The sequence below is a fragment of the Aeromonas sp. s5 genome, from assembly GCF_040907865.1.
Classification (GTDB): Bacteria; Pseudomonadota; Gammaproteobacteria; order Enterobacterales; family Aeromonadaceae; genus Aeromonas; species Aeromonas dhakensis.
The window spans coordinates 144,379-168,553 of record NZ_JBFOCO010000033.1; the positions used below are offsets into that span (position 1 = coordinate 144,379).

Sequence of the window (24,175 nt, forward strand, 5' to 3'; positions counted from 1 at the left end):
GCCTTATGCCGGTCGCCATCACGCCAGTGAATTGGCGGTGCGATAGCGGCCGTCATAATCAAAAATCTTCTCTTTGATCTGCCAGAAGCGCCCTGACTTGCGGGCGATGACAAAATCGGGGTGGCGAAACTGGTGTTCCACCGCCAGCACGCTCGCCAGAGTGGCAAATTCGGGCTCCAGCCCCGGGGCGGGCCAATGATGACGCACAAAGTGCTGTTGAAACAAGCGCCGTGCGCCTGCCGAGTGAAATCCGAAGTACTCATTGAGGGTGAGGCCATCCTCGTCGTGATAGACCACCTCCAGCCGCTCCCCCTGTTTGCCGCGCCCGGCCGTCAAGGTCAGCCCCGCGCAGCGGATCACCATGCAGTCCTTGAGATTGAGCGCCTCCTTGAGCTTGTCGTCAGGGTCCACCAGCAACTGATCGCAGCTCTGGCAACGGCGGGCGGCGATGTCGTTTTCACTGCCGCAGGCGGGGCAGATCTTGGCGCGAAAGCGGTAGTCGCACTCCTCGCGGTTGCCCTCGTCATCTTCAAACAGCCCCTGACAGCGGCGGCCGTAGTGCTCGATCACCTTGCCATCCTCGTCGGTCTTGCCCCAGAAGGTGTTGGCAAAGCCGCAGGCGGGACAGGGCACCTGCACCGGCTCGGTGCCGGCATGGGGTCTGGGCTCCCCCACTTCGGGGGCAAACAGGTTGAAGTTGTTGCCCGCATAGTCGAGCACCAGACAGTCGGTCTTGCCGGGCGACAGGCGCAGGCCCCTGCCCACGATCTGCTGGTAGAGGGAGACCGACTCGGTGGGGCGCAGCATCACGATGAGGTCGACGTGGGGGGCATCGAAGCCGGTGGTGAGCACCGCCACGTTGACCAGAAACTTGAGCTCGCGCGCCTTGAAGGCGCTGATGAGGGCGTCGCGCTCCGGCCCCGGGGTGTCACCTGTGATGAGGGCCGCCTGCTCCCCTCTGGCACCCAGCAGGCCGTGAATTTCCCGGGCATGCTCGACGGTGGCGGCGAAGATCATCACCCCCTGCCGATCGCGGGCATACTCCAGTACCTGGCTCAGGATATGGGGGGTGACCCGCTCCTGACGCTTGAGCTCGCCGTTGAGATCCGCCTCGCTGAAGAGGCCATTCTCCCGCGGTACCAGCCGGCTGAAGTCGTAGTGGACGATGGGGGCATCCACCATGCGCGGCGGCGTCAGGTAGCCGTTCTTGACCATGAAGCGCAGCGGCAGCTCGAACACGCAGTCGCCGAACAGCCGCTCGCCGTGGCTCTTGACCATGCCGTGGTAGTGGCGCCGGTAGATCCAGCCCAGCCCGAGCCGATAGGGGGTGGCGGTGAGGCCGAGGATCTTGAGGGCCGGATTGGCGGCCTTGAGGTGGCCTAACACCTGATGGTACTGGCTGTCATCATCGAGCGAGACCCGGTGGCACTCGTCGATGATGAGCAGAGAAAAAGCGCCGTCGAAGGCGTCCAGATTGCGCGCCACCGACTGCACCGAGCCGAACACCACCTGGGCGCGGGCCTCCTTGCGATTGAGCCCGGCGGCGAAGATGTCGGCCTGGAGCCCCCAGGCTTCGTACTTGGCGTGGTTCTGCTCCACCAGCTCCTTGACGTGAGCCAGCACCAGCACCCGGCCGCGCGCCTTGCGGGCCAGCTCGGCGATCACCAGACTCTTGCCGGCCCCGGTGGGCAGCACCACCACGGCGGGATCTGGGTGCTTGCGAAAGTGGCTGATGACGGCGTTGACGGCGTCGGTCTGGTAGGGTCTGAGCACGAACATGCAGGCTGGGTACATCGACGAGGGGCGGAGCAGGGTGGCGCCATTATAGGGAACTTGGCGCCAAAAAACAGCGGGCCGGCATGGTGCCGGCCCGCTGGCTGCGTCGTTGCGGCTTAGTGGAAGGGGAAGATGTAGTTCATCCAGCTGGCCATGCGCAGCAGTACCTTGCGCATGATGGCCACGTGATGGAAATGCTTGGTGTAGATGGCAGCCTGACCGCTGGAGCCGGCTATCACCTGATACTCCTGCCAGCGCGGGTCGGTGATCTTGATGCGCACCGGCAGGCGGCCGGGGATCACCGCCGAGCTCTGGTCGATCAGCGCGGCATTGGCCTGCACGTTGCCCGAGGCGATGGCGGGGATCACTGCTTCTACTTCACCCTTGAAGATCTTGCCGGGGATGCCGTCGATCACCACTTCGGCCTCGTCCCCTACCGCCAGGCGCTGCATGCTGTTTTGCCAGAACCAGCCGACGTAGGCATTGTCGTCCTCGTGGATGAAGGTCATCACAGGGCGATACATGAAGGGGGTGGCGATCATGCCCGGGCGCAGGGCCAGCTGTACCACATGGCCGTCGCTCGGGGCATAGACCACGGTCTGGTCGAGCTGGTACTTGGCTTCGCGCAGCTGGGCCCGTACATCGTCCAGGGTGGCTTGTTGCTGATCGAGCTGGGCGACCAGATCGTCGACGTTGGCCTGGGTCACGTCCAGATCACGCTGCTTGCCGATGCCGCGGCGCATCAGCTCGGCGGCACGATCCCGGTCGAGCTTGGCCGAGCGCATACGCGCCTCGATGGATTTTAGGTGCTCCTCGTTGGAGCTGACCCTGGCCTCCAGGCTCGCGGCGCGCTGGCGGAACGGCTCGTCGTCGATACGAAACAGCACGTCACCCTTCTTCACCTTCTGGTCCGGCTTGACCGCGACCTCGCTGACCCGGCCCTTGACCAGGGGAACGATGGGGGTGGAGACATAGTAGTTGCGCGCCATCTCGGAGTAGGGGTGGTTGTAGTTCATCAGCATGATGAGGGTGCCGATGAGCAGCACGCCGCCGAGCACTGCGGTGGGCACGGTCCACTTGTTGAGCGGGATGCGGAAGATTTTGAAGACAGCTACACAGATGGCGGTGTAGGTGAGTACCAGCAAGAGATCCATGATCACTCCTTCTCTTGGGTCAGCTGATCGAGGCGGCTGCGCAGGGCGGCGACCTCATCCTTGAGCTCGGCGAGATGCTTCTCGTCGCGCTCGATACGCTGGGTAAAGCCCCAGCCCCGATCCTCCCGGTAGAGGGTCGCCCAGATCCAGAGGAAGGGCCACAGCACGTGCAGGGTAAACAGGCTGACCCAGCCTGCCACGTGAATGGCATCCTGATGGGGATGCTGACGATGCTTGGCTATTTCATAGGGAATGTCGTGAATGACGATGACCCCGTAAAAGATGACCAAACCCACAAAAAAAAGCAGACCAAGAGCAAAATAATCGAGTGTCATTTATGCCTCCACCGGCGTGACGCACAGCATTGTCATTGGATCCCGGGTTCTGCAACACAACCAGCAACCGGGTTTCCATCCTGTTGGGCCCGAAATCTTAAGCAATCTTGTTGTACTGAAGCTTAAGTGGCTTCGAAATCGTCAAGATAGATGACGGTATTATTGGGGCGAGTCCATAAAGTCGTATCCATGACAAGGACTTACGCAGGGAGTATGGCATCAGTGAGGGGAAATTAGCAGCAAAAAAAGGAGCCTTTATGGCTCCTTTTCTGACATGTTTGGCGTGGATCAGCTTTCGCTGGCCTTGCCGATCAGGGCGGGTCTGAACTTCATCAGGAAGGCGACGGTCACCACCAGAGTGCTGGCCAGACCGATGAGGGTGGAGACGCCCATCTCCAGTCCGAACCCGATGGGGGCGTTGGCCAGATAGGTGAACACCACGGCGGTCATGAACATGGCCGGCAGGGTGCAGACCCAGTGCAGCTTGCCCTCTTTGGCGAGGTAGGCGGCGGCGGCCCACAGCATCATCACGGCGGTGGTCTGGTTGGCCCAGCCAAAGTAGCGCCAGATCACCCCGAATTCGGCCTTGGAGATGATGAAACCGAGGATGAACATGGGGATGGCGATCAGCAGTCGCTTGGCCATCGGTTTCTGGGTCAGGTTGAGGAAGTCCGCCACGATGAGGCGGGCGCTGCGAAACGCCGTGTCACCGGAGGTGATGGGCAGGATCACCACACCGAGGATGGCCAGGATGCCACCAACGGTGCCGAGCAGGCTGGTGGAGACCTCGTGCACCACGGCAGAGGGACCGCCGCTTGCCAGGGTGGCGTTGAGCGCTTCTGTGCTGTCGTAGAAGGAGAGCCCCAGGGTGCACCAGATGAGGGCGATGATGCCTTCACCGATCATGGCCCCGTAGAAGATGAAGCGGCCGGATTTCTCGTTCTGCATGCAGCGCGCCATCAGCGGGGACTGGGTGGCGTGAAAACCGGACACGGCGCCGCAGGCGATGGTGATGAACAGCAGCGGCCAGAGCGGCAGCTCGGTCGGGTGCAGGTTGGAGAAGTCCATCCCGGTGTTGTAGAAGCCTTTGCCGGAGACGATGAGGCCGATGATGAGGCCGACCGACATGAACACCAGCAGGGCGCCGAAGATGGGGTAGAAGCGGCCGATGATCTTGTCGATGGGGACTATGGTCGCCAGGATGTAGTAGGCGAAGATGGCCACAATCCAGTAGACCAGGTCGGTGGAGGTGAGGTTGGCCAAGAGGCCCGCCGGGCTCAGCACGAACACCACGCCCACCAGCATCAACAGCACCACGGCAAACAGGTTCATGAAGTGCTTGGCGGCGGTGCCCAGGTGCTCACCAACCACGGTCGGTACAGAGGCGCCCTTGGCGCGTACCGACAGCATGCCGGAGAAGTAGTCGTGAACCGCGCCGGCGAAGATGCAGCCGAAGACGATCCAGAGCATGGCGACCGGGCCGTAGAGGGCACCCAGGATGGGGCCGAAGATGGGGCCGACGCCTGCGATGTTGAGCAGCTGCACCAGGTAGACCTTCTTGTCCGACATGGGAACATAGTCCACCCCGTCCGCCATGGTGATGGCGGGGGTTTTCAGCTCGGGTTTTGGCCCGAATATCCGCTCGATGAATTTGCCGTATACGAAGTAGCCGGCTATCAGCAAGCCGACACAGAGGAAGAACCAGATCATTGCTACGCTCCTGCTTTGTTATTTTTTGGTGTGCGCGGCCAGTGTAGGGGCTTGCACTGTTAACGGCAGGTAAAAAGGGGCGAGCGGCCGTATGGCGACCCGAGCGGTTGGCGCTCGTGATCCGGCTCACACCGCGCGGCTCACTCCAGCCCGAGCTGCTCCTTCAACTCCTTCAGGTAGCGGCGGCTGACCGGCACCTGGGCACCGCTCGGGGTCACTATCTCCGCCAGCTGATTCTCCAGCAGCCGGATTTCGAAGATGGCGGTCGGGGCCACCAGATACTGGCGGTGGCAGCGCAGCAGCGGGGTCTTCTCTTCCAGTGATTTGAGGGTGAGCTGGGTGTGAAACAGCTCACCCTGGCTGGCGACGTGCACGCCGCCGAGATCGGAGAAGGCGTACTCCACCTGTTCGATGGGCAGCAGCCGCACCCGGTTGTGCAGGTAGCCCGGAATGTGGCGAATGGTGGGGGCGATCGCCGTCATGGGCTGCGGGCTGAGATCCTGTCTCAGCCGCGCCAGCGTCTTGGCGAGGCGGGCCGGCTCCACCGGCTTGAGCAGGTAGTCGAAGGCGTTCTCCTCGAACGCCTGGATGGCATAGTCGTCAAACGCGGTCACGAACACGATGCGGGGCAGGGGATCGAGCATGGCCACCAGCTCCATGCCGCTCAGCTTGGGCATCTGGATGTCGAGAAACACCACGTCGGGTCTGAGCCGCTGAATGAGCGGCAGCGCCTCGATGGCGTTGGCGGCCGTCCCCAGCAGCTCGATATCGGGCTCGGCGGCCAGCTGCTGCATCAGCTCCTCGCGGGCATACGGCTCGTCATCGACGATGAGGGTGCGGATCATGGTGTTCTCCTGCGTGGCTGGGGGACAAAACTGGCTTGGTGTGACGGCCGGATCATGGCGCTTCCCTGGGCAGGGTGACGGAAACCCGGGTCCAGCAGTCGGGCTCGCAGCTGACGCTCAGGCCGTAGCGGTTGCCGAAGGCGCTCTTGAGGCGCCGATCCACCAGGGTCATGCCGAGCCCGTCACCGGCCGGTTTCTCCTGCCAGGTGCCGGCATTGTCTTCGACGTGAATGGTGACCCGATCCGCCGTCTGCTCGGTGTAGAGGCGAATGCGCCCCTGCTCCAGCAGGGTGGAGATGCCGTGCTTGATGGCGTTTTCAATCAGTGGCTGCAGAGTGAAGCTCGGCAGCTTGAGGCCGGCGAGATCGGGCGGGATGTCGTTTTGCACCGTCAGCCGGTCGCCAAAGCGGGCCAGCTCGATCTCCAGATAGGATTGGCAGTGCTCCTGCTCCTCCTGCAGGGTGGCCAGCCCGCTCTGGCGCTTGAGGTTCTTGCGAAAGAACAGGGAGAGGTGGAGCAGCAGCTGACGCGCCCGCTCGGGCTCGCGCCGGGTGATGGCGCTGATGGTGTTGAGGGTGTTGAACAGAAAATGGGGGTTGATCTGGGCCTGCACCAGCTTGAGCTCGGACTGCACCAGCAGCCGCTGCTGCTGCTCCAGCCGGCCGGTCAGCAGCTGCTGAGAGAGCAGGTTGGCGATCCCTTCTCCCAGGGTGTGGTTGATCTTGAGAAACAGCCGCTTCTTGGGTTCATAGAGCTTGATGGTGCCGATCACCCCCTCGTCGCCGTGCAGCGGGATCACCAGCACAGAGCCGAGCTGGCACTGGGGCGAGATGCTGCAGCGGTAGGGCTGGCTGTTGCCGTCGGCAAACAGCACCTTGTTCTGGGCGATGGCCTGCATGGTGATGGCGGAGGTGATGGGGGTACCCGGCTTGTGGTGATCCTCGCCGATGCCGATGAAGGCGAGGATCTTGTCGGTATCCGTGATGGCGACCGCACCGACCCCGGTCTCCTCCTGCACTATCTGGGCGATGCGGGTGCTGGCCTCGGGGGTAAACCCCTGGCTCATGATCCCCACGGTGCGGTTGGCGATGGTGAGCGCCTTGGCGGAAAAAACCCGGGAGAACTTCTCGTACATCCGCTGCTGGTCGCGGATCATGCTGATGAAGAGGGCCGCACCGCAGGAGTTGGCGAGGATCATGGGGGTGGCGATGGTGCGCACCAGCAGCAGGGATTTGTCGAACGGGCTGGCTACCAGCAGGATGATCACCATCTGCATGATCTCGGCGTAGAGGGTGGTGAAGAAGGCGATGCGCGGCTCGAACAACGCATCCATCTTGCCTGCCCGCATCAGTCGCCAGTGCACCAGTCCGCCCAGCAAGCCTTCGCAGGTGGTGGAGATGGCGCAGGCGAGATCGGTGAATCCCCCCAGGGTATAACGGTGTATCCCGCCGGTCAGTCCCACCAGAAATCCCACCAGCGGGCCTCCCAGCAGTCCCCCCAGCACGGCGCCCACGGCGCGGGTATTGGCGATGGCATCGTCGATATCCAGCCCCACATAGGTACCCAGAATGCAGAAGCAGGAGAATATGAGGTAAATCAGCACCTTGTGGGGCAGCCTGACCGAATAGTTGGTCAGTGGGCGCAGCAGCGGACTCTTGGAAAAGAGGTAGGCGATGACCAGACTGACGCTCATCTGTTGAAGCAGGGAGAGGACCAACTGCATAAAAAACGTTCCTCAGAGTCCGTGCCGAAAAAAGCGGCAGTCTTGAATAAATGTGATCAGGATCTTGTTCTGTGGGCCATTCTGGCCATAACGCCGGCGAAGTGTGCCAGAAACGCGGAATAAAACCATATCAAATCAGCATGTTAAATTGATATTTGTGTAATTGCCCAAGGATTGATATTGCTGAATTGAGCATGAATGTATCCGTTGGATACGCCACACGGAGGTGGCATGCTCCGCCCGACCAGCAGGTCGGGCGTTTTTTATCCAGGGGACGTGGCAAACCATTTTGAGGGTAATCGGGCAATTATTCAGGTTTGTCCAATGAGTTATCCCCAGCTTCTGGGGATAACTCAGAATGCAAAATAGTAACAGAAGCGTCGGGTCAGGTTGAAAAACAGACGCTGCCCTTCGTCCAGATCTTCCTGCTTGAGAAAGGATTTGATGGTGCGCTCATCCTCCCGCAGGTCGACCATGGCCACCCCTTCCGGTCGTTGTGCCTTGATGTAGGGCAACACCTTGGGTTTGAGGGGCATGGTGGGTTCGGTGGAGAGCACCAGGGCCACCGAGTCGTCGGAGAGCAGCACCAGGGAGCCCGGCGGATAGACCCCCAGTACCTTGATCAGCAGCTTGACCAGATCCTGGTCGAATTTCTTTTGCGACAGCTTGTAGAGCTGGCTGATGGCCTGGCTCGGCGCCGCCGGTGTCGCGCTGTTGCGCGGGTGCAGCAGCTCGTCATAGTAATCCACCAACCCGATGATCCGTGCCAGCGGCGGGATCTCCCCCCCCTTGATGCCAAGGGGAAAACCGCTGCCGTCGAGCCGCTCGTGATGCAGGTGGGCCACCTGACGGATCTTGGGCTCGAAGGCCTGCAACTGGGTCAGCATCTCCAGTCCGTACTGGGGGTGCATCTTGAGGAAGTTCTGCTCCGACTTGTTGAGTTCCCCCCGCTTCTGGGTGATCTGGGTCGGGATCTTCAGCTCGCCAATGTCGTGCACCAGCCCGGCCAGGCCGGTCTCCTCGATCTCGATGGGAGTCATGCCCAGCTCCCGTGCCATCAACATGGCGATGAAGGCCACGTTCAGGCTGTGCTGCAGCAGGATGTCGGTATGGGGGCTGCGAATGAGGTGCAGCCCGAGTGGGCCCTCGTGGGCGCTGATGCGGGCGGCAGCGTTGCGCACAATCTGCGCCGTGTTGGCGAGCCCTTCGTCCGGCTTGAGGTTGAGGGCGCCCAGGGCATCGCGCAGCTCGGACATGGACTGGCCGAAGGCCTTGTCGGCGGCGCGCAGGGAGCGACGAAATGCCTTCTCGTCAAACGGGGGAGGGCCGCTATCCTCCGGCTCTTCGACAACGGAGAGATCGGGGCCTGGGCTCGGAATATCGCCACGCAACAGGGGCTCGAGAGGGAGGTCGCTCTTGTCGGGGTCGACCATCAGCAGATTGAGATCAAGGTGGCGGATGATGTCGAGTTGCTGTTGATCCTTGATCTTGAAGGCATTGAACATAAAAGGGTGATTGGTCCATCCCGTGGGAAGATGGATATAGTGACCGACCCGCAACTGTTCTATGGATGCCTGTATCAGCGCCATACGCTCGCTCGCATTTCATGAATGCCTATGAACAAGCTAGCAAAATTAAGCAGATAGACAAACAAAAAAGCCCGCGCATGTGCGCGGGCTCTCGAGTCGACTCAGCTTATCAGGCTTTGGACTTCTTCTTGCCTTCTACTTTGGCATCAACCTTGGCGGCAACTTGGGCCTCCTCGGTGAACGGACGGCCGTAGTAGGTGTCCAGCAGGATGGCTTTCAGCTCGCTGATCAGCGGGTAGCGCGGGTTGGCGCCGGTGCACTGGTCATCGAAGGCTTCCACGGCCAGCTGGTCAACCTTGGCCAGGAAGTCGGCCTCGGCGACACCGGCTTCACGGATGGAGGCCGGGATACCCAGGGTTGCCTTCAGCTCGTCCAGCCATACCAGCAGCTTCTCGATCTTGGCGGCGGTACGGTCACCGGCGGCGGTCAGACCCAGGTGGTCGGCCACTTCGGCGTAGCGACGACGAGCCTGCGGACGGTCGTACTGGGAGAACGCGGTCTGCTTGGTCGGGTTGTCGTTCGCGTTGTAGCGGATGACGTTGCTGATCAGCAGGGCGTTGGCCAGGCCGTGCGGGATGTGGAACTCGGCACCCAGCTTGTGGGCCATGGAGTGGCACACACCCAGGAAGGCGTTGGCGAACGCGATACCGGCGATGGTGGCCGCGTTGTGTACCTTCTCACGAGCGATCGGGTCGTTGGCACCGTTCAGGTAGCTGGAGGGCAGGTAGTCCTTCAGCAGTTTCAGGGCTTGCAGTGCCTGACCGTCGGAGTACTCGTTGGCCAGCACGGAAACATAGGCTTCCATGGCGTGGGTCACGGCATCGATACCACCGAAGGCGCACAGGGACTTGGGCATGCCCATCACCAGGTTGGCGTCGACGATGGCCATGTTCGGGGTCAGCTCGTAGTCGGCCAGCGGGTATTTCACGCCGGTGGCGTCGTCGGTCACGACCGCAAACGGGGTCACTTCAGAACCGGTACCGGACGTGGTGGTGATGCAGACCAGTTCGGCCTTCACGCCCATTTTCGGGAACTTGTAGATACGCTTGCGGATGTCCATGAAGCGCATGGCCAGATCTTCGAACGCAGTGTTCGGGTGCTCGTACATCACCCACATGATCTTGGCCGCATCCATCGGTGAACCACCGCCCAGGGCGACGATCACGTCCGGCTTGAAGGAGTTGGCCATTTCGGCACCCTTGCGCACCACGGACAGGGTCGGGTCGGCTTCGACTTCGTAGAACACTTCCACTTCCATCTTCAGGCCCTTGAGCAGACGAACCACTTCGTCGGCGTAGCCGTTGTTGAACAGGAAGCGGTCGGTCACGATCATGGCGCGTTTCTTACCTTCCAGGTCGCCCAGAGCGATCGGCAGGGAGCCACGACGGAAGTAGATGGATTTCGGAAGTTTGTGCCACAGCATGTTTTCTGCCCGTTTTGCGACTGTCTTCTTGTTGATCAGGTGCTTGGGACCCACGTTCTCGGAGATGGAGTTGCCGCCCCAGGAGCCGCAGCCCAGCGTCAGAGACGGTGCCATCGCGAAGTTGTACAGGTCACCGATACCACCCTGAGTGGTCGGGGTGTTGATCAGAATACGGGCAGTCTTCATCTTGTCGCCGAAGTACTTGATGCGGTCGGCGTTGCGATCCTGGTCGGTATAGAGACCGGAGGTGTGGCCGATACCACCCAGGTTGACCATGTCGCAGGCCATCTCGACGGCTTCTTCGAAGTTCTTGGCACGGAACAGACCCAGGGTCGGGGAGAGCTTCTCGTGAGCGAACTCTTCCTCTTCACAGATCTTCACGCCTTCACCGATCAGGATCTTGGTGTTGGCAGGCACGGTGACGCCAGACATTTCGGCGATCTTGACCGCAGGCTGACCCACGATGTTGGCGTTCATGGCGCCGTTGATCAGGATGACCTTGCGGACCTTGTCGGCTTCTTCCTTGGACAGCACATAACCATTGTGAGTGGCGAAACGCTCTTTCACCTGGTCGTAGACGGAGTCGACCACGATGGCGGCTTGCTCGGAGGCACAGACCACGCCGTTGTCGAAGGTCTTGGACATCAGGATGGAGGCGACGGCACGCTTCACATCGGCGGTTTCGTCGATGACGACCGGTACGTTACCGGCACCTACGCCGATGGCGGGTTTACCGGAGGAGTAGGCGGCCTTCACCATGCCCGGGCCACCGGTGGCCAGGATCAGGTTGATGTCGTTGTGCTTCATCAGGGCGTTGGAGAGCTCAACAGAGGGTTGGTCAATCCAGCCGATGATGTCTTTCGGTGCACCGGCGGCAATGGCTGCATCCAGTACCAGCTTGGCAGCGGTATTGGTGGAGTTTTTGGCACGGGGGTGCGGGGAGAAGATGATGGCGTTACGGGTCTTCAGAGAGATCAGGGACTTGAAGATCGCGGTGGAGGTCGGGTTGGTGGTCGGTACGATACCGCAGATGATGCCTACCGGCTCGGCGATGGTGATGGTACCCATCTCGTCATCTTCGCTGAGGATGCCGCAGGTCTTCTCTTCTTTGTACTTGTTGTAGATGTATTCGGAGGCGAAGTGGTTCTTGATAACCTTGTCTTCGATGATACCCATACCGGACTCTTCCACGGCCATCTGGGCCAGGGGGATACGGGCGTTGTTGGCGGCCAGGGCGGCGGCACGGAAGATCTTGTCTACCTGCTCTTGCGAGAAGCTGGCGAATTCACGCTGCGCTTCTTTGACGCGGGCAACCAGTGCATCCAGTTCAGCCAAATTGGTTACTGCCATGTTTATCTCCTGATGATTTGAAAACTGTTTAGTAAGACCTTGGCAATGCCCGGCAATTATAGATGCCCTGTCAAGAACAGAATCACCACAACGGGGTATTTACATGCCTTACTAAATCGCTTTCTGAGTCGATTATAGAGCGGGGCTGACTCAGAAAAACTTGATCTGGATCATGTGTAACAAAAGAACAAAAGAAATTTTGTTTCACAATACATGTTTGCCAGATGTTGCGCAGTTGTTTAGTGAGCCAGAGGCGGGATGAATGGTGCGTGAACAGGGGCTCACGCGCCATTTTTCAAGCAGTTAGCACGATCACGTCCCAATGTCCCCGGTCCGTGCCCAGGGGCAGAATGGGGGCGGCGTTGTGATAGAAACGGCGATCATCCAGGATCAGATACTCACCGACGTTTAATTGTTGTTGGAAAAATGGTTGTTCTTTTAATCCATGATAGAGCTGCAAGGCGCCGCCGCTGACCCCTTCGCTGCCGCAGAAGAAGACCCCGATGAAGTCAAAGCCATCCTGGTGCACCCCCTCCGGCGCGGGCGGGACGCTCTCTCCTTCACCGGTGACGATGCGCATCTGGTGAATGCCGATGGCCTGACCGTCTTCCAGCCGGGTGTGACGGGCGAACAGTTTCAGCAGCTGTATAAAGGAGGGGTGAGCGACGAAGGCAGGCTCCAGCTCGGCATAGGTTCTGGGCACATCCCCCAGAAACTTGTTGATGGCGGCCGCCTGAAAGAAGACGCCGTTGTCGAGAGGCTGAAAGCGGGAGCCTTCTTTCTCCACCCGGCCGTAGCGGCGCTGGCGAAAGCTGCCCTGAATGTAGGGATCAACCGGCAGTCGCCCGAAGAAGCCCTGCAATGGGGTCAGGGTGCCTGCGGGCAGTGCATCCAGGTGCCACTGCAACTTGATGTCCGTATCAATCATCACGAAATCCTTGTTTGCTGAGATGAAATGTTGCGGCCAAACTCCATGGCCGGATAAAACTCGAAGCGATTTTATCAGAGTGTTAAATCGCGACAATCTTTATTAACAATTCAATCTGTCGAATTTTGTCGATGCATTAGAGGAACTAACTGAAAAGCCACGGAAAGGGTGAGATTATTTGATTGGTGAAGGTTTCGGGCATGATGTAAATTTACGCTCGGTTTATCGGGGTGGCCCACAGGGCCTCGTACTACTTCTGGATGGCGCCTATGGCAGCGATTGACGTCTCTTTATATCTGAAGTTTTTCATCGGTTTGTTTGCGATCATCAACCCGCTCGGCTTGCTGCCTGTGTTCGTCAGCCTGACCAGCCATCAGACGCCGGAAGAGCGGATGAAGACTAACACCACCGCCAACATTGCGGTGATGATCATCCTGCTGGTCTCCATGTCCATGGGGCAACTGATCCTGGACGGGTTTGGCATCTCGCTGGCCTCCTTTCGCATCGCCGGCGGCTCGCTCATCACCCTGATCGCCTGGTCCATGCTGCAGGGCAAGCTGGGGGAGGTGAAGCACAACAAACAGGAGAAAGGGGAACTGGCCGCGCGGGAATCTGTCGCTGTGGTGCCGCTGGCGCTGCCGTTGATGGCGGGCCCAGGTGCCATCTCCTCCTCCATCGTCTACGCCAGTCAGAGCACCTGGTCCCAGATGCTGGGCATGTCGCTGGTGGTGATGGTGTTTGCCTTCTGCTCCTGGCTCATCTTCCGCGCCGCCCCCCTGCTGTTCAAGGTGATGGGTAACACCGGCATCAACGTGGTGACCCGGATCATGGGTCTCATCATGATGTCGCTGGGTATCGAGATCATGGTGGCGGGGATCAAGGGGGTCTTCCCCGGATTGATGTGATTCAGGTCTGTTTTGTTGGAGCCGGTCCTTGTGACCGGCTTTTTATTGTTTCTTTTTTGTTGGTCATTTCCTAGAATCGAGCGGGTTTGTATAAAAAACGTCCATTACGGGATATTTAAATTCTGAATAATTGGTCAAAAGCTGCTTTTTTGACCATGAAGTCCAGTCCTGCCTGACGATATCTATTGCATTATCAGAAATGTCAGGGAATTATGCTGGCAGCGGGGTACTTATCTCGTTGATGGAAAAATGCATGGAATGTTCTTGTGGAGTATGGAAATGACTCATAAAAAAACAATGATTAATACCCTATTGGTGGCAGCTCTGTTTGGCGGTGTCAACGCGGCACAAGCCGCCGATGTGCCCGCAGGTACCAAGCTGGCTGAGGTTCAGCAGCTGGTGAAAGGCAACGGCTCCGAGCCCGCAACCCTCGACCCGCACAAAACCGAAGGAACGGTTGAATCCAATATTCTGCGTGACCTGTTCGAAGGTCTCGTTTCCTCCGGCCCCAAGGGGGAAGTGCTCCCCGCCATGGCCGAGTCCTGGGAAACCAAGGACAACAAACACTTCGTCTTCCACCTGCGTAAAAACGCCAAGTGGTCCAACGGGGATCCGGTCACTGCCCACGACTTCGAATATGCCTTCAAACGGGCCGTCGATCCGAAAACCGCCTCTCCCTACTCCTGGTATCTGGAGATCCCGACCATCGTCAACGCCTCCGACATCATTGCCGGCAAGAAGCCGTCAGATACGCTGGGCGTGAAGGCGGTGGACGACTACACCTTCGAGGTGCAGCTGGAGAAGGCGGTGCCTTACTTCGTCAGCATGCTCTCCCACACCACCACCTACCCGGTGCCGAAGAAGGTGATCGAGAAGTTCGGTGACAAGTGGACCCAGCCCGGCAACATGGTATCCAACGGCGCCTATGTGCTGAAGGATTGGGTGGTCAACGAGCGCGTCGACGTCGAACGCAACAAAAACTACTGGAACGACGCCAAGACCGTCATCAACAAGGTGACCTATCTGCCGATCCAGTCCACCAACGCCGAGCTGAACCGCTATCTGGCCGGCGAAGTGGATCTCACCTACAACATGCCCATCGAGCGCTTCAAGCAGATGAAGAAGGATCTGCCGAACGAGGTGAAGGTGAGCGGCTACGTCGGTACCTACTACTACCAGTACAACTTCAAGAAGAAGCCGTTTGATGATGTTCGGGTGCGTACCGCGCTCTCCTATGCCATCGACCGCAACGTGATCGCCGACAAGGTGATGGGCAAGGGGGAAACCCCGGGCTACACCCTGGTCCCTGATTTCGTGGATGGCTTCAAGCCGGTGGCGCCGGCCTGGTCCAAGCTGACCCAGGCAGAGCGCGATGCCAAGGCGAAAGAGCTGCTGACCGAAGCCGGTTTCGGTCCAGGCAAGCCGCTCAAGTTCGAGCTGCTCTACAACACCGACGACAACCACAAGAAGGTGGCGGTTGCCGTGGCCTCCATGTGGAAGAAGCTGGGCGTGCAGGTGAGCCTGGTCAACCAGGAGTGGAAAACCTACCTGGAGACCAAGAAACAGGGTCAGTTTGACGTGGGCCGTGCCGGCTGGATCGCCGACTACAACGAAGCCTCCTCCATGCTGGATCTGATGCAGACCACCCACGGCAACAACGACGGCAAATACTCCAACCTGGCGTTCGACAAGCTGATGAACGAGTCGCGCAACCAGGTGGATGCCGAGGCGCGCAACAAGCTCTACGTCCAGGCTGAAGAGATCCTGGCCAAGGACATGCCGATTGCCCCCATCTATCAGTACGTGACTTCCCGTATGGTCAAGCCCTACGTGGGCGGCTATCCGGCCAACCCGCTGGACAACCTGTACAGCAAAGACATGTACATCATCGCCCACTGATTTTCGTTACAAGTCGCATAACAAGCAGGGCCCGCCAGACGGCGGGCCTTTATTACAACCGCGACCCTTTGGAAGCAGTACAGGACAGGAATTGTCTATGTTGAAATTCATTTTTAAACGTCTACTGGAAGCGATCCCGACTCTGCTGGTCTTGATCACCGTCTCCTTCTTCATGATGCGTTTCGCGCCGGGTAACCCCTTCAGCAGCGAACGCACCCTGCCACCCGAAGTGATGGCCAACATCGAAGCCAAATATGGCCTCGACAAGCCGATCGGGGTGCAATATCTCACCTATCTGGGCAACCTGGTGCAGGGGGATCTCGGTCCTTCCTTCAAGTACAAGGACTTCACCGTCAATGATCTGGTGAGCCAGGCACTGCCGGTTTCCGCCAAGATAGGCTCCTTCGCCTTTCTGTTTGCGGTGACGCTGGGGGTCACCTTCGGCACCATTGCCGCCCTCAAACAGAATACCGTCATCGACTACCTGTTGATGTCGTCGGCCATGGCCGGGGTGGTGATCCCGGGCTTTGTGCTGGCGCCCCTGCTGGTGCTGTTCTTCAGTATCCATCTGGGCTGGTTCCCGGCCGGTGGCTGGCAGGGTGGTGGCGTGCAGTTCATGGTGCTGCCGGTGTTCGGCATGATGATGTATTACATCTCCGCCATCTCGCGGATCATGCGGGGCAGCATGATCGAGACAATGAACTCCAACTTCATCCGTACCGCCCGCGCCAAGGGACTGCCGCTGCGCCACATCATCCTGAAACACGCGCTGCGCCCGGCCATGCTGCCGGTGGTCTCCTACCTGGGCCCTGCCTTCGTCGGCATCATCACGGGTTCCGTGGTGATCGAGACCATCTTCGGTCTGCCGGGGATTGGCCAGCTGTTCGTCAACGGTGCTCTCAACCGTGATTACTCCATGGTGCTCGGTCTGACCATTCTGGTCGGTGCCCTCACCATCACCTTTAACGCCGTGGTCGATATTCTCTATGCCTTTATCGATCCCAAGATCCGTTACTAAGCCGGGAGTACATCATGGTTGTCACAACTGAAAAACGCGAAGCCATCGAGGCGTTCGCCCAGAAAGTGGAAGTGGTGGAAGGACGCTCCCTGTGGAAGGATGCCCGTCGCCGTTTCCTGCGCAACAAGGCGGCCCTGACCAGCCTTATCATTCTCTCCATCATCGGCCTGGCGGTGATAGTGGGGCCCCATCTGTCCCAGTACACCTTCGACGATCCTGACTGGGGCGCCATGCAGACCGGCCCCGACATGGAGACCGGCCACTGGTTCGGCACCGACAGCCTGGGGCGCGATCTGTTCGTGCGCACCCTGCTTGGCGGGCGCATCTCGCTGATGGTCGGCATCATGGGGGCCATGGTGGCCGTCATCATCGGCACCCTGTATGGCGCGGCATCCGGTTTCATCGGCGGTCGGGTCGACAGCCTGATGATGCGGGTACTGGAGATCCTCAACGCCTTCCCCTTCATGTTCTTCGTGATCATGCTGGTGACCTTCTTCGGCCGCAACCTGGCGCTCATCTTCATCGCCATTGGTGCGGTGAGCTGGCTCGACATGGCGCGGATCGTCCGTGGTCAGACCCTGAGCCTCAAGAGCAAGGAGTTCATCGAGGCGGCCCATGTCTGCGGCGTCTCCAAGTGGAAGATCATCACCCGTCACATCGTGCCCAACGTGCTGGGAATAGTGGCGGTCTACGCCACCCTGCTGGTGCCGGGCATGATCATGTTCGAATCCTTCCTGAGCTTCCTGGGGCTGGGGGTGCAAGAGCCCATGACCAGCTGGGGCGCCCTGCTGGATGAAGGCTCCAAGTCGATGGAAGTGGCCATCTGGCAACTCCTGTTCCCCGCCGGTTTCATGGTGGTGACCCTGTTTTGCTTCAACTTCCTCGGGGATGGTCTGCGTGACGCCCTCGATCCGAAGGATCGCTGATAAAGCGGCGGAAAGAGCGTTGGAACAACGCGCCGAAGGGCCGCACAGTGCGGCTCAATCGGGCGGACAGCGCATCGGATCGACAGGAAAACGTCACGAAAGATCGATAAGGAGTTTTTATGAAGTTACTGGATGTAAAAGATCTGCGGGTCGAGTTCAAGACCCCGGACGGCAATGTGGTGGCGGTCAACGACCTCAACTTCTCTCTCTCTGCCGGTGAGACCCTGGGTATCGTCGGGGAATCCGGTTCGGGCAAGTCCCAGACCGCGTTCGCCATCATGGGGCTGCTGGCCAAGAACGGCATCATCACAGGGTCTGCCAAGTTTCAGGGCGACGAGATCCTCAACCTGCCGGAGCACAAGCTCAACAAGATCCGCTCCGAGAAGATCGCCATGATCTTCCAGGACCCCATGACCTCGCTCAACCCCTACATGAAGGTGAAGGATCAGCTGATGGAAGTGCTGATGCTGCACAAGGGGGTCAGCAAGGCCGAGGCGTTCGAGGAGTCGGTGCGCATGCTGGATGCGGTGAAGATCCCCGAGGCGCGCAAGCGGATGGGGATGTATCCGCACGAGTTCTCCGGCGGCATGCGCCAGCGGGTGATGATCGCCATGGCGCTGTTGTGCCGGCCGCAACTGCTCATCGCCGATGAACCGACCACGGCGCTGGACGTGACGGTACAGGCCCAGATCATGACCCTGATGAACGAGCTCAAGCGCGAGTTCAACACCGCCATCATCATGATCACCCATGACCTGGGTGTGGTGGCCGGCATCTGCGACAAGGTGCTGGTGATGTACGCCGGCCGTACCATGGAGTACGGCCGGGTCAACGACATCTTCTATCGCCCGAGCCACCCCTATACCGAAGGCTTGCTGCGCGCCATTCCCCGCCTCGATACCGAAGGGGAAGTGCTGCCCACCATCCCGGGCAATCCGCCCAACCTGCTGCGTCTGCCCACCGGCTGCCCCTTCCAGGAGCGCTGCCACCGGGTGAGCGAGATTTGCGGCCGGCAATCCCCAGTTCTGACGCCGTTCAACGACGGCCGGGAGCGGGCCTGCCACTGGGTATCGGATGCCATCATCAAGGGAGTGAACTAAATGGGGACTGACAAGAAACTGCTGCTGGAAGTGTCTGACCTCAAGGTCCACTTCAGCATCAAGAGTGACAAGGCCTGGCCCTGGGCCAAACCCTCCGCCCTGAAGGCGGTGGACGGGGTGACTCTGCGCCTCTACGAAGGGGAGACCCTAGGCGTGGTGGGGGAGTCGGGTTGCGGCAAGTCCACCTTTGCCCGGGCGCTGATCGGCCTGGTGCCGGCCACCGACGGCAAGGTGGTGTGGCTTGGCAACGATCTGACCAAGCTCGACCAGAAGGCGCTGCGCGAAAAACGCAAGGAGATCCAGATGATCTTCCAGGATCCGCTGGCCTCCCTCAACCCGCGCATGACCATAGGTGACATCATCGCCGAGCCCCTCATCACCTTCTACCCGGCTCTGCCGAAAGAGGAGGTGAAGGAGAAGGTGCGCGCCATGATGAGCAAGGTGGGGCTCTTGCCCAACCTGGTCAACCGCTACCCCCACGAGTTCTCCGGTGGCCAGTGCCAGCGCATCGGCATCGCCCGGGCGCTGATCCTGGAGCCCAAGATGATCATCTGTGACGAGCCTGTGTCGGCGCTGGATGTGTCGATCCAGGCCCAGGTGGTGAACCTGCTCAAGTCCATCCAGAAGGAGATGGGGCTGTCGCTCATCTTCATCGCCCACGACCTGTCGGTGGTCAAGCACATCTCGGATCGGGTGCTGGTGATGTATCTGGGCAATGCGGTGGAGCTGGGGACTGGCAAGGAGATCTTCGCCAACCCCTTGCACCCCTATACCAAGGCGCTGATGTCGGCGGTGCCCATTCCGGATCCGGATCTGGAGCGCAGCAAGACCATCCAGATCCTGGAAGGGGAGCTGCCATCGCCGATGAATCCGCCCTCAGGCTGCGTGTTTCGTACCCGCTGCCCGGTGGCCGGTCCGGAGTGCGCCAAGACCCGGCCCCAGCTTGAGGGCAACTTTGACCATGCGGTCTCCTGCCTCAAGGCCGACCCGCTTTGATGGATGAGTCGCAACGAAAAAACGGGGCGCCCAGGTGGCGCCCCATTTTTTTGCGAGAGAGATGAAGATGCCCCTTGGCGTTCGCTTTTGCCGCTGTTACTATCCGCCGCACAAGGGGAGTAACTTCTCGCCGGTTTGTCGTCATTACGGTGCACCCATATCCTGCAGTGCACCCGGCAGCTGGGCAGTCGATGAAAATCGGCTGTAAGTGAGACCTTGCCGAGAGGCAAGGTGTATCTGCTCCAGACGCGAACCCACTGCCTCCCGGCCGTGGGTTTTGTCGTTTTTGGGAGAAGTGAAAATGGGTGAATGGTGGATGTGGGCCGGTTTCTTCAGCATAGTGCTGGTCCTGTTATGGATTGATATTCGCTTTGTCGGCGGCGGCAAGGCGCACAAGGTGTCCCTCAAAGAGGCGGGCATCTGGTCCCTCATCTGGGTCAGCGTGGCGCTCCTCTTCAACCTGGCCATCTGGTTCTGGCTGGATCACAGCGCCGGCCGCGAGATCGCCAACCAGAAGGGGCTGGAGTTCCTCACCGGTTACCTCATCGAGAAGGCGCTGGCGGTAGACAACGTCTTCGTCTGGTTGATGCTGTTCGGCTACTTTGCCATTCCGGCCGAGCTGCAGCGCCGGGTGTTGCTGTACGGGGTACTGGGTGCCATCGTGATGCGGGCCGGCATGGTGTTTGCGGGGAGTTGGCTCATCGAGCAGTTCCACTGGATTCTCTACCTGTTCGGCGCCTTCCTGCTGCTGACCGGGGTCAAGATGTTGTGGGCGGCCGACAAGGAGCCAGATCTGGCCAACAACCCGCTGCTGGGCTGGATGCGCCGCCGCTTCAAGGTGACGGAGACGCTGGAGGGGGAGAACTTCTTCGTCTGGCGCGATGGGGTGCGTTACGCCACGCCGCTCTTGCTCATTCTGGTGCTGGTGGAGGTGAGCGATCTCATCTTCGCGGTGGACAGCATCCCGGCCATCTTCGCGGTGACCACGGATCCCTTCATCGTGCTGACCTCCAACATCTTCGCCATCATGGGTCTGCGTGCCATGTACTTCCTGCTGGCCGGCGTGGCCGAGCGCTTCGCCCTGCTGAAATACGGTCTGGCGCTGATCCTGATGTTCATCGGGGTCAAGATGCTGCTGCTGGATGTGTTCAAGATCCCCACCGGAATTGCATTGGGTGTGGTTGCGCTGATCCTGCTGGCCTCCATGGGGCTGAGCCTCTGGGTGACCCGCAAGAAAACGACATAATTGGTAAACAAGCAAAAGGGCTCCCGCGGGAGCCCTTTTTTATGGCAAAGAGTGGCTTAGCGCTTGATCTTCTTGGGGTTGGTGTAACCCCAGATGGTGTACATGTCCGCCAGCAGGGCGCCGTTGTACTCCTCGAGATCCGCCTGTTTCACCTCGGCTTCACCCTGGCGGCCGAACAGCACCACCTCGTCACCGGGTTTGACCCCCTTGAGATCGGTCACGTCCACCATGATGGTGTTCATGGAGGTCTTGCCCACCACCGGCACCTTCTGGCCCTGGATCAGCACATAGGCCTTGTTGCTCAGCGCCCGGCGATAGCCGTCGGAGTAACCCAGCGGCAGGTTGGCGAGCCAGGAGTCGCGCTTGAGGGTGAAGGTGCGGTCATAACCGACGCTGTTGCCGGCCGGGTAGTGGTTGATTGAGGCAACCTGGGTCTTGAACGCCATCACCCGCTTGTACTCGGTGTAGGAGGGGATGGAGTCACCGTACAGAAGGCCGCCCGGGCGCACCATGTCGAAGTAGGCGTCCGGCACTTCCAGGGTGGCGAAGGAGTTGGCGGCGTGGATGGTGATCTTGCTGCGATCCAGCTTGCCCGCTTCCAGCAGCCACTGGGAGTCCAGCTTGAACTGGGCCAGCCCCATCTTGACGTCCTCTTTCTCCTCCACCGGGAAGTGGGTCATGATGCCGACCGGGGTGATCCCTTTGAGCTTGAGCATGGCCAGCGCGTCTTCCTTGGAATCAGCCAGGCGCAGATCGATGCCGTTGCGGCTCATGCCGGCGGAGTTGAGCGCGATGTGCACCGGGATATTGGTGTGGTGGCGCTGGGCGATGTCGGCGATGCTCTGGGCACTCACCAGGCTGCCGATGAGCTCTTCCATCTTGTAGGGCAGGGCCTGTTCCACTTCGGCCGGGGTAGCGGCACGCACCCGCATCAGGCGGCCGGTGAAGCCCTTCTCGCGGGCCACGCGGGCCTCTTCATTGCTGGCGATACCGATGCAGGGAATGCCCGCCTTGACCACCGAAGGGACCAGCAGGTCGATGCCGTGGCCGTAGGCGTCCGCCTTCATGATGGCGCAGATCTTGGGTCCCTTGTCGCCGAGGCGATCCTTGAGGGTCTGGATGTTGTGCTCGAAGGCGCCGAGATCAACTTCCAGCCAGGCATTGCTGGCGGTCTGCACTTCGCCGTTGCGGTGATCGCTGGCGAGCGGCAGATAGGGGGCTGCGACGGCCTGACCGGCCAGCAGGCCCAGGATCAGGGTGGCCAGCAGTGTCTTCTTGTGCATGGGGTGGTTCCTTTTTTATTGTTTGGGTTGAGGCGCATGACGGTCAGCGGCTGACCGTTTTCATGCAGATGGGATAAAGTGTAGCCAAGGCATTGTTATCATTATGAACTTTGTCAATTTTCCACGGCGCTTTCCCGCCGGGGAGTGTAACGCAAGGTGCCGATCGTGGCACCTTCCGGGAGCCAATAGATGATGAGTTTTGAGTGTCGGGTACCACCGCTGCTGCTGTTTGGCCTGATCGTGGCAGCCATGCTTGGATGGGGCGCGGGTGACGTGAACGGTGGCTGGCCGCTGCCGGCCCTGTTGCTGGCCATGCTGGGCACTGTGTTTGGCCTGGGGGGCGTGCTGCGCTTTCGCCGCCAGGGCACCACGGTCACGCCGCTGCGCCCTGAGCAGGCCAGTACACTGGTGACCGGGGGGATCTTTCGTGTCAGCCGCAATCCCATGTACCTGGGGTTGCTCTGCTGGACCATGGCGTTGGCCTGTTATCTGGGTGGGCTGCTGGTGTGGCTCGGTCCGCTGCTGCTGTGGGGCTGGCTCAGCCGCTGGCAGATAGTGCCGGAGGAGCGGGCGCTGCAGGGGCGCTTTGGTGAGGCCTATGCGAATTACTGCCAGCGGGTACGGCGCTGGTGCTAGGAACCGCACTGTTGCCATGAGGCACAAGAAAACGGCCCGCAGATGCGGGCCGTTTTGATGGGAGGGCGAGGATCACGCCTTGGCGGTATCCACCTCGCCGAGCGGTGCGGTTTCCCCCAGGCTGTCTTCGCTCTTGGCCACCACGCTGGCGGCGATGGCATTGCCTAGCACGTTGGTGGCGGAGCGGCCCATGTCGAGGAAGTGGTCGATGCCGAGCAGCAGCAGTATGCCCGCCTCCGGGATCTGGAACTGGTTGAGGGTGGCGGCAATGACCACCAGGGAGGCGCGTGGTACGCCGGCCATCCCCTTGGAGGTGACCATCAGCAGCAGCAGCATGGTGATCTGCTGGGCCATGGAGAGCTCGATGCCGTAGGCCTGGGCAATGAACATCACCGCGAAGGTGCAGTACATCATGGAGCCGTCCAGGTTGAAGGAGTAGCCCATGGGCAGCACGAAGCTGGCGATGCGCTTGTCACAACCGAACTTCTCCAGCCGATCCAGGGTTTTCGGATAGGCGGCCTCGGAGCTGGCGGTGGAGAAGGCCAGCAGGATGGGCTCGCGGATCAGGGCCAGCAGGGTCAGGATGCGGCGGCGGATGAACAGGCTGCCCATGGCGATCAGCAGCAGCCAGAGGCAACCCAGTGCCAGGTAGAACTGGGCCATGAAGGTGCCGTAGGTGGCGAGGATGCCGAGCCCTTCCTTGGCGACCATGGCGGCGATGGCGCCAAACACCGCAAACGGGGCGAAGTTCATCACGTAGCCGGTCACTTTGAGCATGATCTCGGCGCCGCTGGCCATCAGCTTCACCACCGGCTTGGCGGCGTCCCCCAGGGCGGCGGCAGCCAGTCCGAAGAAGAGGGAGAACACCACGATCTGCAGGATCTCGTTGGTGGCCATCGCCTCGACCACGCTTTTCGGGATGGCGTGGGTGACGAAGTCCTTGAGGGAGATGGCGCCGGCGACCACGCCGGAGCTGGCAGTGTCATCGGGCAGGGAGAGGGAGAGCCCCACCCCTGGCTGCATCAGGTGGACCATGATCAACCCCAGCGTCAGCGACAGCAGGGAGGCGAGCATGAACCAGCCCAGGGTCTTGACGCCGATGCGACCCACGGTGCGGGTGTCGCCCATCTTGGCAATGCCGACCACCAGGGTGGTGAATACCAGAGGGGCGATGATCATCTTGATGAGGCGCAGGAAGATGTCGGTCAGCAGTGTGATGTCGCTGGCAAAGCCGGCGGCCTGGTCAGGAGCAAACATGCGATAGCCCTGACCGGTAAGGATGCCAACCAGCATTGCGATGAGGATGGCAGCCGTCAATTTGTTCATTTTCATG

The 24,175-nt window shown here is 60.2% G+C and carries 19 protein-coding genes; 8 read left to right on the forward strand and 11 right to left on the reverse strand.

Annotated elements, in window-relative coordinates:
* Positions 1-18: 18 nt before the first annotated feature.
* From AB5Y94_RS20030 to AB5Y94_RS20070, 9 genes are all read right to left on the reverse strand, one after another.
* A complete protein-coding gene (locus AB5Y94_RS20030) occupies positions 19-1,779 on the reverse strand; it encodes a DEAD/DEAH box helicase (RefSeq protein WP_368206699.1) in 1,761 nt (586 codons plus the stop codon).
* Positions 1,780-1,892: 113 nt separating this feature from the next.
* Complete coding sequence (locus tag AB5Y94_RS20035) at positions 1,893-2,930, reverse strand: HlyD family secretion protein (protein ID WP_005302227.1); 1,038 nt, start codon at positions 2,928-2,930, stop codon at positions 1,893-1,895.
* Positions 2,931-2,932: 2 nt separating this feature from the next.
* A complete protein-coding gene (locus AB5Y94_RS20040) occupies positions 2,933-3,265 on the reverse strand; it encodes a DUF3302 domain-containing protein (protein WP_005302225.1) in 333 nt (110 codons plus the stop codon).
* 288 nt (positions 3,266-3,553) lie between these two features.
* Positions 3,554-4,975: a carbon starvation protein A gene (locus AB5Y94_RS20045; RefSeq protein ID WP_010633644.1), complete on the reverse strand. Its 1,422-nt coding sequence runs from the start codon at positions 4,973-4,975 to the stop codon at positions 3,554-3,556.
* Between the two features lie 140 nt (positions 4,976-5,115).
* A complete protein-coding gene (gene btsR, locus AB5Y94_RS20050; RefSeq protein ID WP_195879240.1) occupies positions 5,116-5,820 on the reverse strand; it encodes a two-component system response regulator BtsR in 705 nt (234 codons plus the stop codon).
* Between the two features lie 52 nt (positions 5,821-5,872).
* On the reverse strand, positions 5,873-7,543 hold the full coding sequence (locus tag AB5Y94_RS20055) for a sensor histidine kinase (RefSeq protein WP_005302216.1): 1,671 nt from the start codon (positions 7,541-7,543) through the stop codon (positions 5,873-5,875).
* Positions 7,544-7,896: 353 nt separating this feature from the next.
* Positions 7,897-9,132, reverse strand: coding sequence for an HD-GYP domain-containing protein (locus AB5Y94_RS20060; protein WP_005302214.1), 1,236 nt, complete (start codon positions 9,130-9,132; stop codon positions 7,897-7,899).
* A gap of 109 nt (positions 9,133-9,241) precedes the next feature.
* A complete protein-coding gene (gene adhE / locus AB5Y94_RS20065; RefSeq protein WP_005302211.1) occupies positions 9,242-11,905 on the reverse strand; it encodes a bifunctional acetaldehyde-CoA/alcohol dehydrogenase in 2,664 nt (887 codons plus the stop codon).
* 295 nt (positions 11,906-12,200) lie between these two features.
* Positions 12,201-12,833 (reverse strand): 2OG-Fe dioxygenase family protein, encoded by a 633-nt coding sequence (locus AB5Y94_RS20070; RefSeq protein WP_005302208.1) that lies wholly within the window; start codon positions 12,831-12,833, stop codon positions 12,201-12,203.
* A 269-nt stretch (positions 12,834-13,102) separates the two neighbouring features.
* On the opposite strand from AB5Y94_RS20070, the gene AB5Y94_RS20075 reads away from it, so the two are divergent.
* The 7 genes from AB5Y94_RS20075 (at position 13,103) to AB5Y94_RS20105 (ending at position 20,923) form a co-directional block, all read left to right on the forward strand.
* Positions 13,103-13,738, forward strand: a complete 636-nt coding sequence (locus AB5Y94_RS20075; protein WP_005302204.1) for a YchE family NAAT transporter — start codon at positions 13,103-13,105, stop codon at positions 13,736-13,738.
* A gap of 279 nt (positions 13,739-14,017) precedes the next feature.
* Positions 14,018-15,637, forward strand: coding sequence for an ABC transporter substrate-binding protein (locus AB5Y94_RS20080; RefSeq protein WP_017764221.1), 1,620 nt, complete (start codon positions 14,018-14,020; stop codon positions 15,635-15,637).
* 97 nt (positions 15,638-15,734) lie between these two features.
* Positions 15,735-16,655, forward strand: coding sequence for an oligopeptide ABC transporter permease OppB (gene oppB, locus AB5Y94_RS20085; RefSeq protein ID WP_005302198.1), 921 nt, complete (start codon positions 15,735-15,737; stop codon positions 16,653-16,655).
* 14 nt (positions 16,656-16,669) lie between these two features.
* Complete coding sequence (gene oppC / locus AB5Y94_RS20090) at positions 16,670-17,581, forward strand: oligopeptide ABC transporter permease OppC (RefSeq protein ID WP_005302192.1); 912 nt, start codon at positions 16,670-16,672, stop codon at positions 17,579-17,581.
* A 119-nt stretch (positions 17,582-17,700) separates the two neighbouring features.
* Positions 17,701-18,681, forward strand: coding sequence for an ABC transporter ATP-binding protein (locus tag AB5Y94_RS20095; protein ID WP_017786762.1), 981 nt, complete (start codon positions 17,701-17,703; stop codon positions 18,679-18,681).
* Positions 18,682-19,677, forward strand: a complete 996-nt coding sequence (gene oppF / locus AB5Y94_RS20100; protein ID WP_005302185.1) for a murein tripeptide/oligopeptide ABC transporter ATP binding protein OppF — start codon at positions 18,682-18,684, stop codon at positions 19,675-19,677. It abuts the gene before it with no gap.
* A 301-nt stretch (positions 19,678-19,978) separates the two neighbouring features.
* The gene (locus AB5Y94_RS20105; RefSeq protein ID WP_368206410.1) at positions 19,979-20,923 is read left to right on the forward strand and encodes a TerC family protein; all 945 of its coding nucleotides are present in this window, start codon (positions 19,979-19,981) and stop codon (positions 20,921-20,923) included.
* Positions 20,924-20,979: 56 nt separating this feature from the next.
* Here AB5Y94_RS20105 and alr read toward each other — a convergent pair whose 3' ends face one another.
* Complete coding sequence (gene alr / locus AB5Y94_RS20110) at positions 20,980-22,206, reverse strand: alanine racemase (protein ID WP_368206411.1); 1,227 nt, start codon at positions 22,204-22,206, stop codon at positions 20,980-20,982.
* A gap of 189 nt (positions 22,207-22,395) precedes the next feature.
* On the opposite strand from alr, the gene AB5Y94_RS20115 reads away from it, so the two are divergent.
* Positions 22,396-22,842 (forward strand): isoprenylcysteine carboxylmethyltransferase family protein, encoded by a 447-nt coding sequence (locus AB5Y94_RS20115; protein WP_368206412.1) that lies wholly within the window; start codon positions 22,396-22,398, stop codon positions 22,840-22,842.
* Positions 22,843-22,914: 72 nt separating this feature from the next.
* Here the strand turns inward: AB5Y94_RS20115 and AB5Y94_RS20120 are convergent, their stop codons facing one another.
* Complete coding sequence (locus tag AB5Y94_RS20120; RefSeq protein WP_368206413.1) at positions 22,915-24,174, reverse strand: dicarboxylate/amino acid:cation symporter; 1,260 nt, start codon at positions 24,172-24,174, stop codon at positions 22,915-22,917.
* Position 24,175 lies beyond the last annotated feature (1 nt).

Excerpts from the sequence above, each read along its gene's own strand:
- AB5Y94_RS20030 (WP_368206699.1), bottom strand. The coding sequence starts at position 1,779 with ATGTTCGTGCTCAGACCCTACCAGACCGACGCCGTCAACGCCGTCATC.
- AB5Y94_RS20035 (WP_005302227.1), bottom strand. The coding sequence starts at position 2,930 with ATGGATCTCTTGCTGGTACTCACCTACACCGCCATCTGTGTAGCTGTC.
- AB5Y94_RS20060 (WP_005302214.1), bottom strand. The coding sequence starts at position 9,132 with ATGGCGCTGATACAGGCATCCATAGAACAGTTGCGGGTCGGTCACTAT.
- AB5Y94_RS20115 (WP_368206412.1), top strand. The coding sequence starts at position 22,396 with ATGATGAGTTTTGAGTGTCGGGTACCACCGCTGCTGCTGTTTGGCCTG.
- oppB (WP_005302198.1), top strand. The coding sequence starts at position 15,735 with ATGTTGAAATTCATTTTTAAACGTCTACTGGAAGCGATCCCGACTCTG.
- oppC (WP_005302192.1), top strand. The coding sequence starts at position 16,670 with ATGGTTGTCACAACTGAAAAACGCGAAGCCATCGAGGCGTTCGCCCAG.
- AB5Y94_RS20040 (WP_005302225.1), bottom strand. The coding sequence starts at position 3,265 with ATGACACTCGATTATTTTGCTCTTGGTCTGCTTTTTTTTGTGGGTTTG.
- AB5Y94_RS20105 (WP_368206410.1), top strand. The coding sequence starts at position 19,979 with ATGGGTGAATGGTGGATGTGGGCCGGTTTCTTCAGCATAGTGCTGGTC.
- AB5Y94_RS20120 (WP_368206413.1), bottom strand. The coding sequence starts at position 24,174 with ATGAAAATGAACAAATTGACGGCTGCCATCCTCATCGCAATGCTGGTT.
- oppF (WP_005302185.1), top strand. The coding sequence starts at position 18,682 with ATGGGGACTGACAAGAAACTGCTGCTGGAAGTGTCTGACCTCAAGGTC.
- btsR (WP_195879240.1), bottom strand. The coding sequence starts at position 5,820 with ATGATCCGCACCCTCATCGTCGATGACGAGCCGTATGCCCGCGAGGAG.
- AB5Y94_RS20045 (WP_010633644.1), bottom strand. The coding sequence starts at position 4,975 with ATGATCTGGTTCTTCCTCTGTGTCGGCTTGCTGATAGCCGGCTACTTC.
- adhE (WP_005302211.1), bottom strand. The coding sequence starts at position 11,905 with ATGGCAGTAACCAATTTGGCTGAACTGGATGCACTGGTTGCCCGCGTC.
- AB5Y94_RS20075 (WP_005302204.1), top strand. The coding sequence starts at position 13,103 with ATGGCAGCGATTGACGTCTCTTTATATCTGAAGTTTTTCATCGGTTTG.
- AB5Y94_RS20070 (WP_005302208.1), bottom strand. The coding sequence starts at position 12,833 with ATGATTGATACGGACATCAAGTTGCAGTGGCACCTGGATGCACTGCCC.
- alr (WP_368206411.1), bottom strand. The coding sequence starts at position 22,206 with ATGCACAAGAAGACACTGCTGGCCACCCTGATCCTGGGCCTGCTGGCC.
- AB5Y94_RS20095 (WP_017786762.1), top strand. The coding sequence starts at position 17,701 with ATGAAGTTACTGGATGTAAAAGATCTGCGGGTCGAGTTCAAGACCCCG.
- AB5Y94_RS20055 (WP_005302216.1), bottom strand. The coding sequence starts at position 7,543 with ATGCAGTTGGTCCTCTCCCTGCTTCAACAGATGAGCGTCAGTCTGGTC.
- AB5Y94_RS20080 (WP_017764221.1), top strand. The coding sequence starts at position 14,018 with ATGACTCATAAAAAAACAATGATTAATACCCTATTGGTGGCAGCTCTG.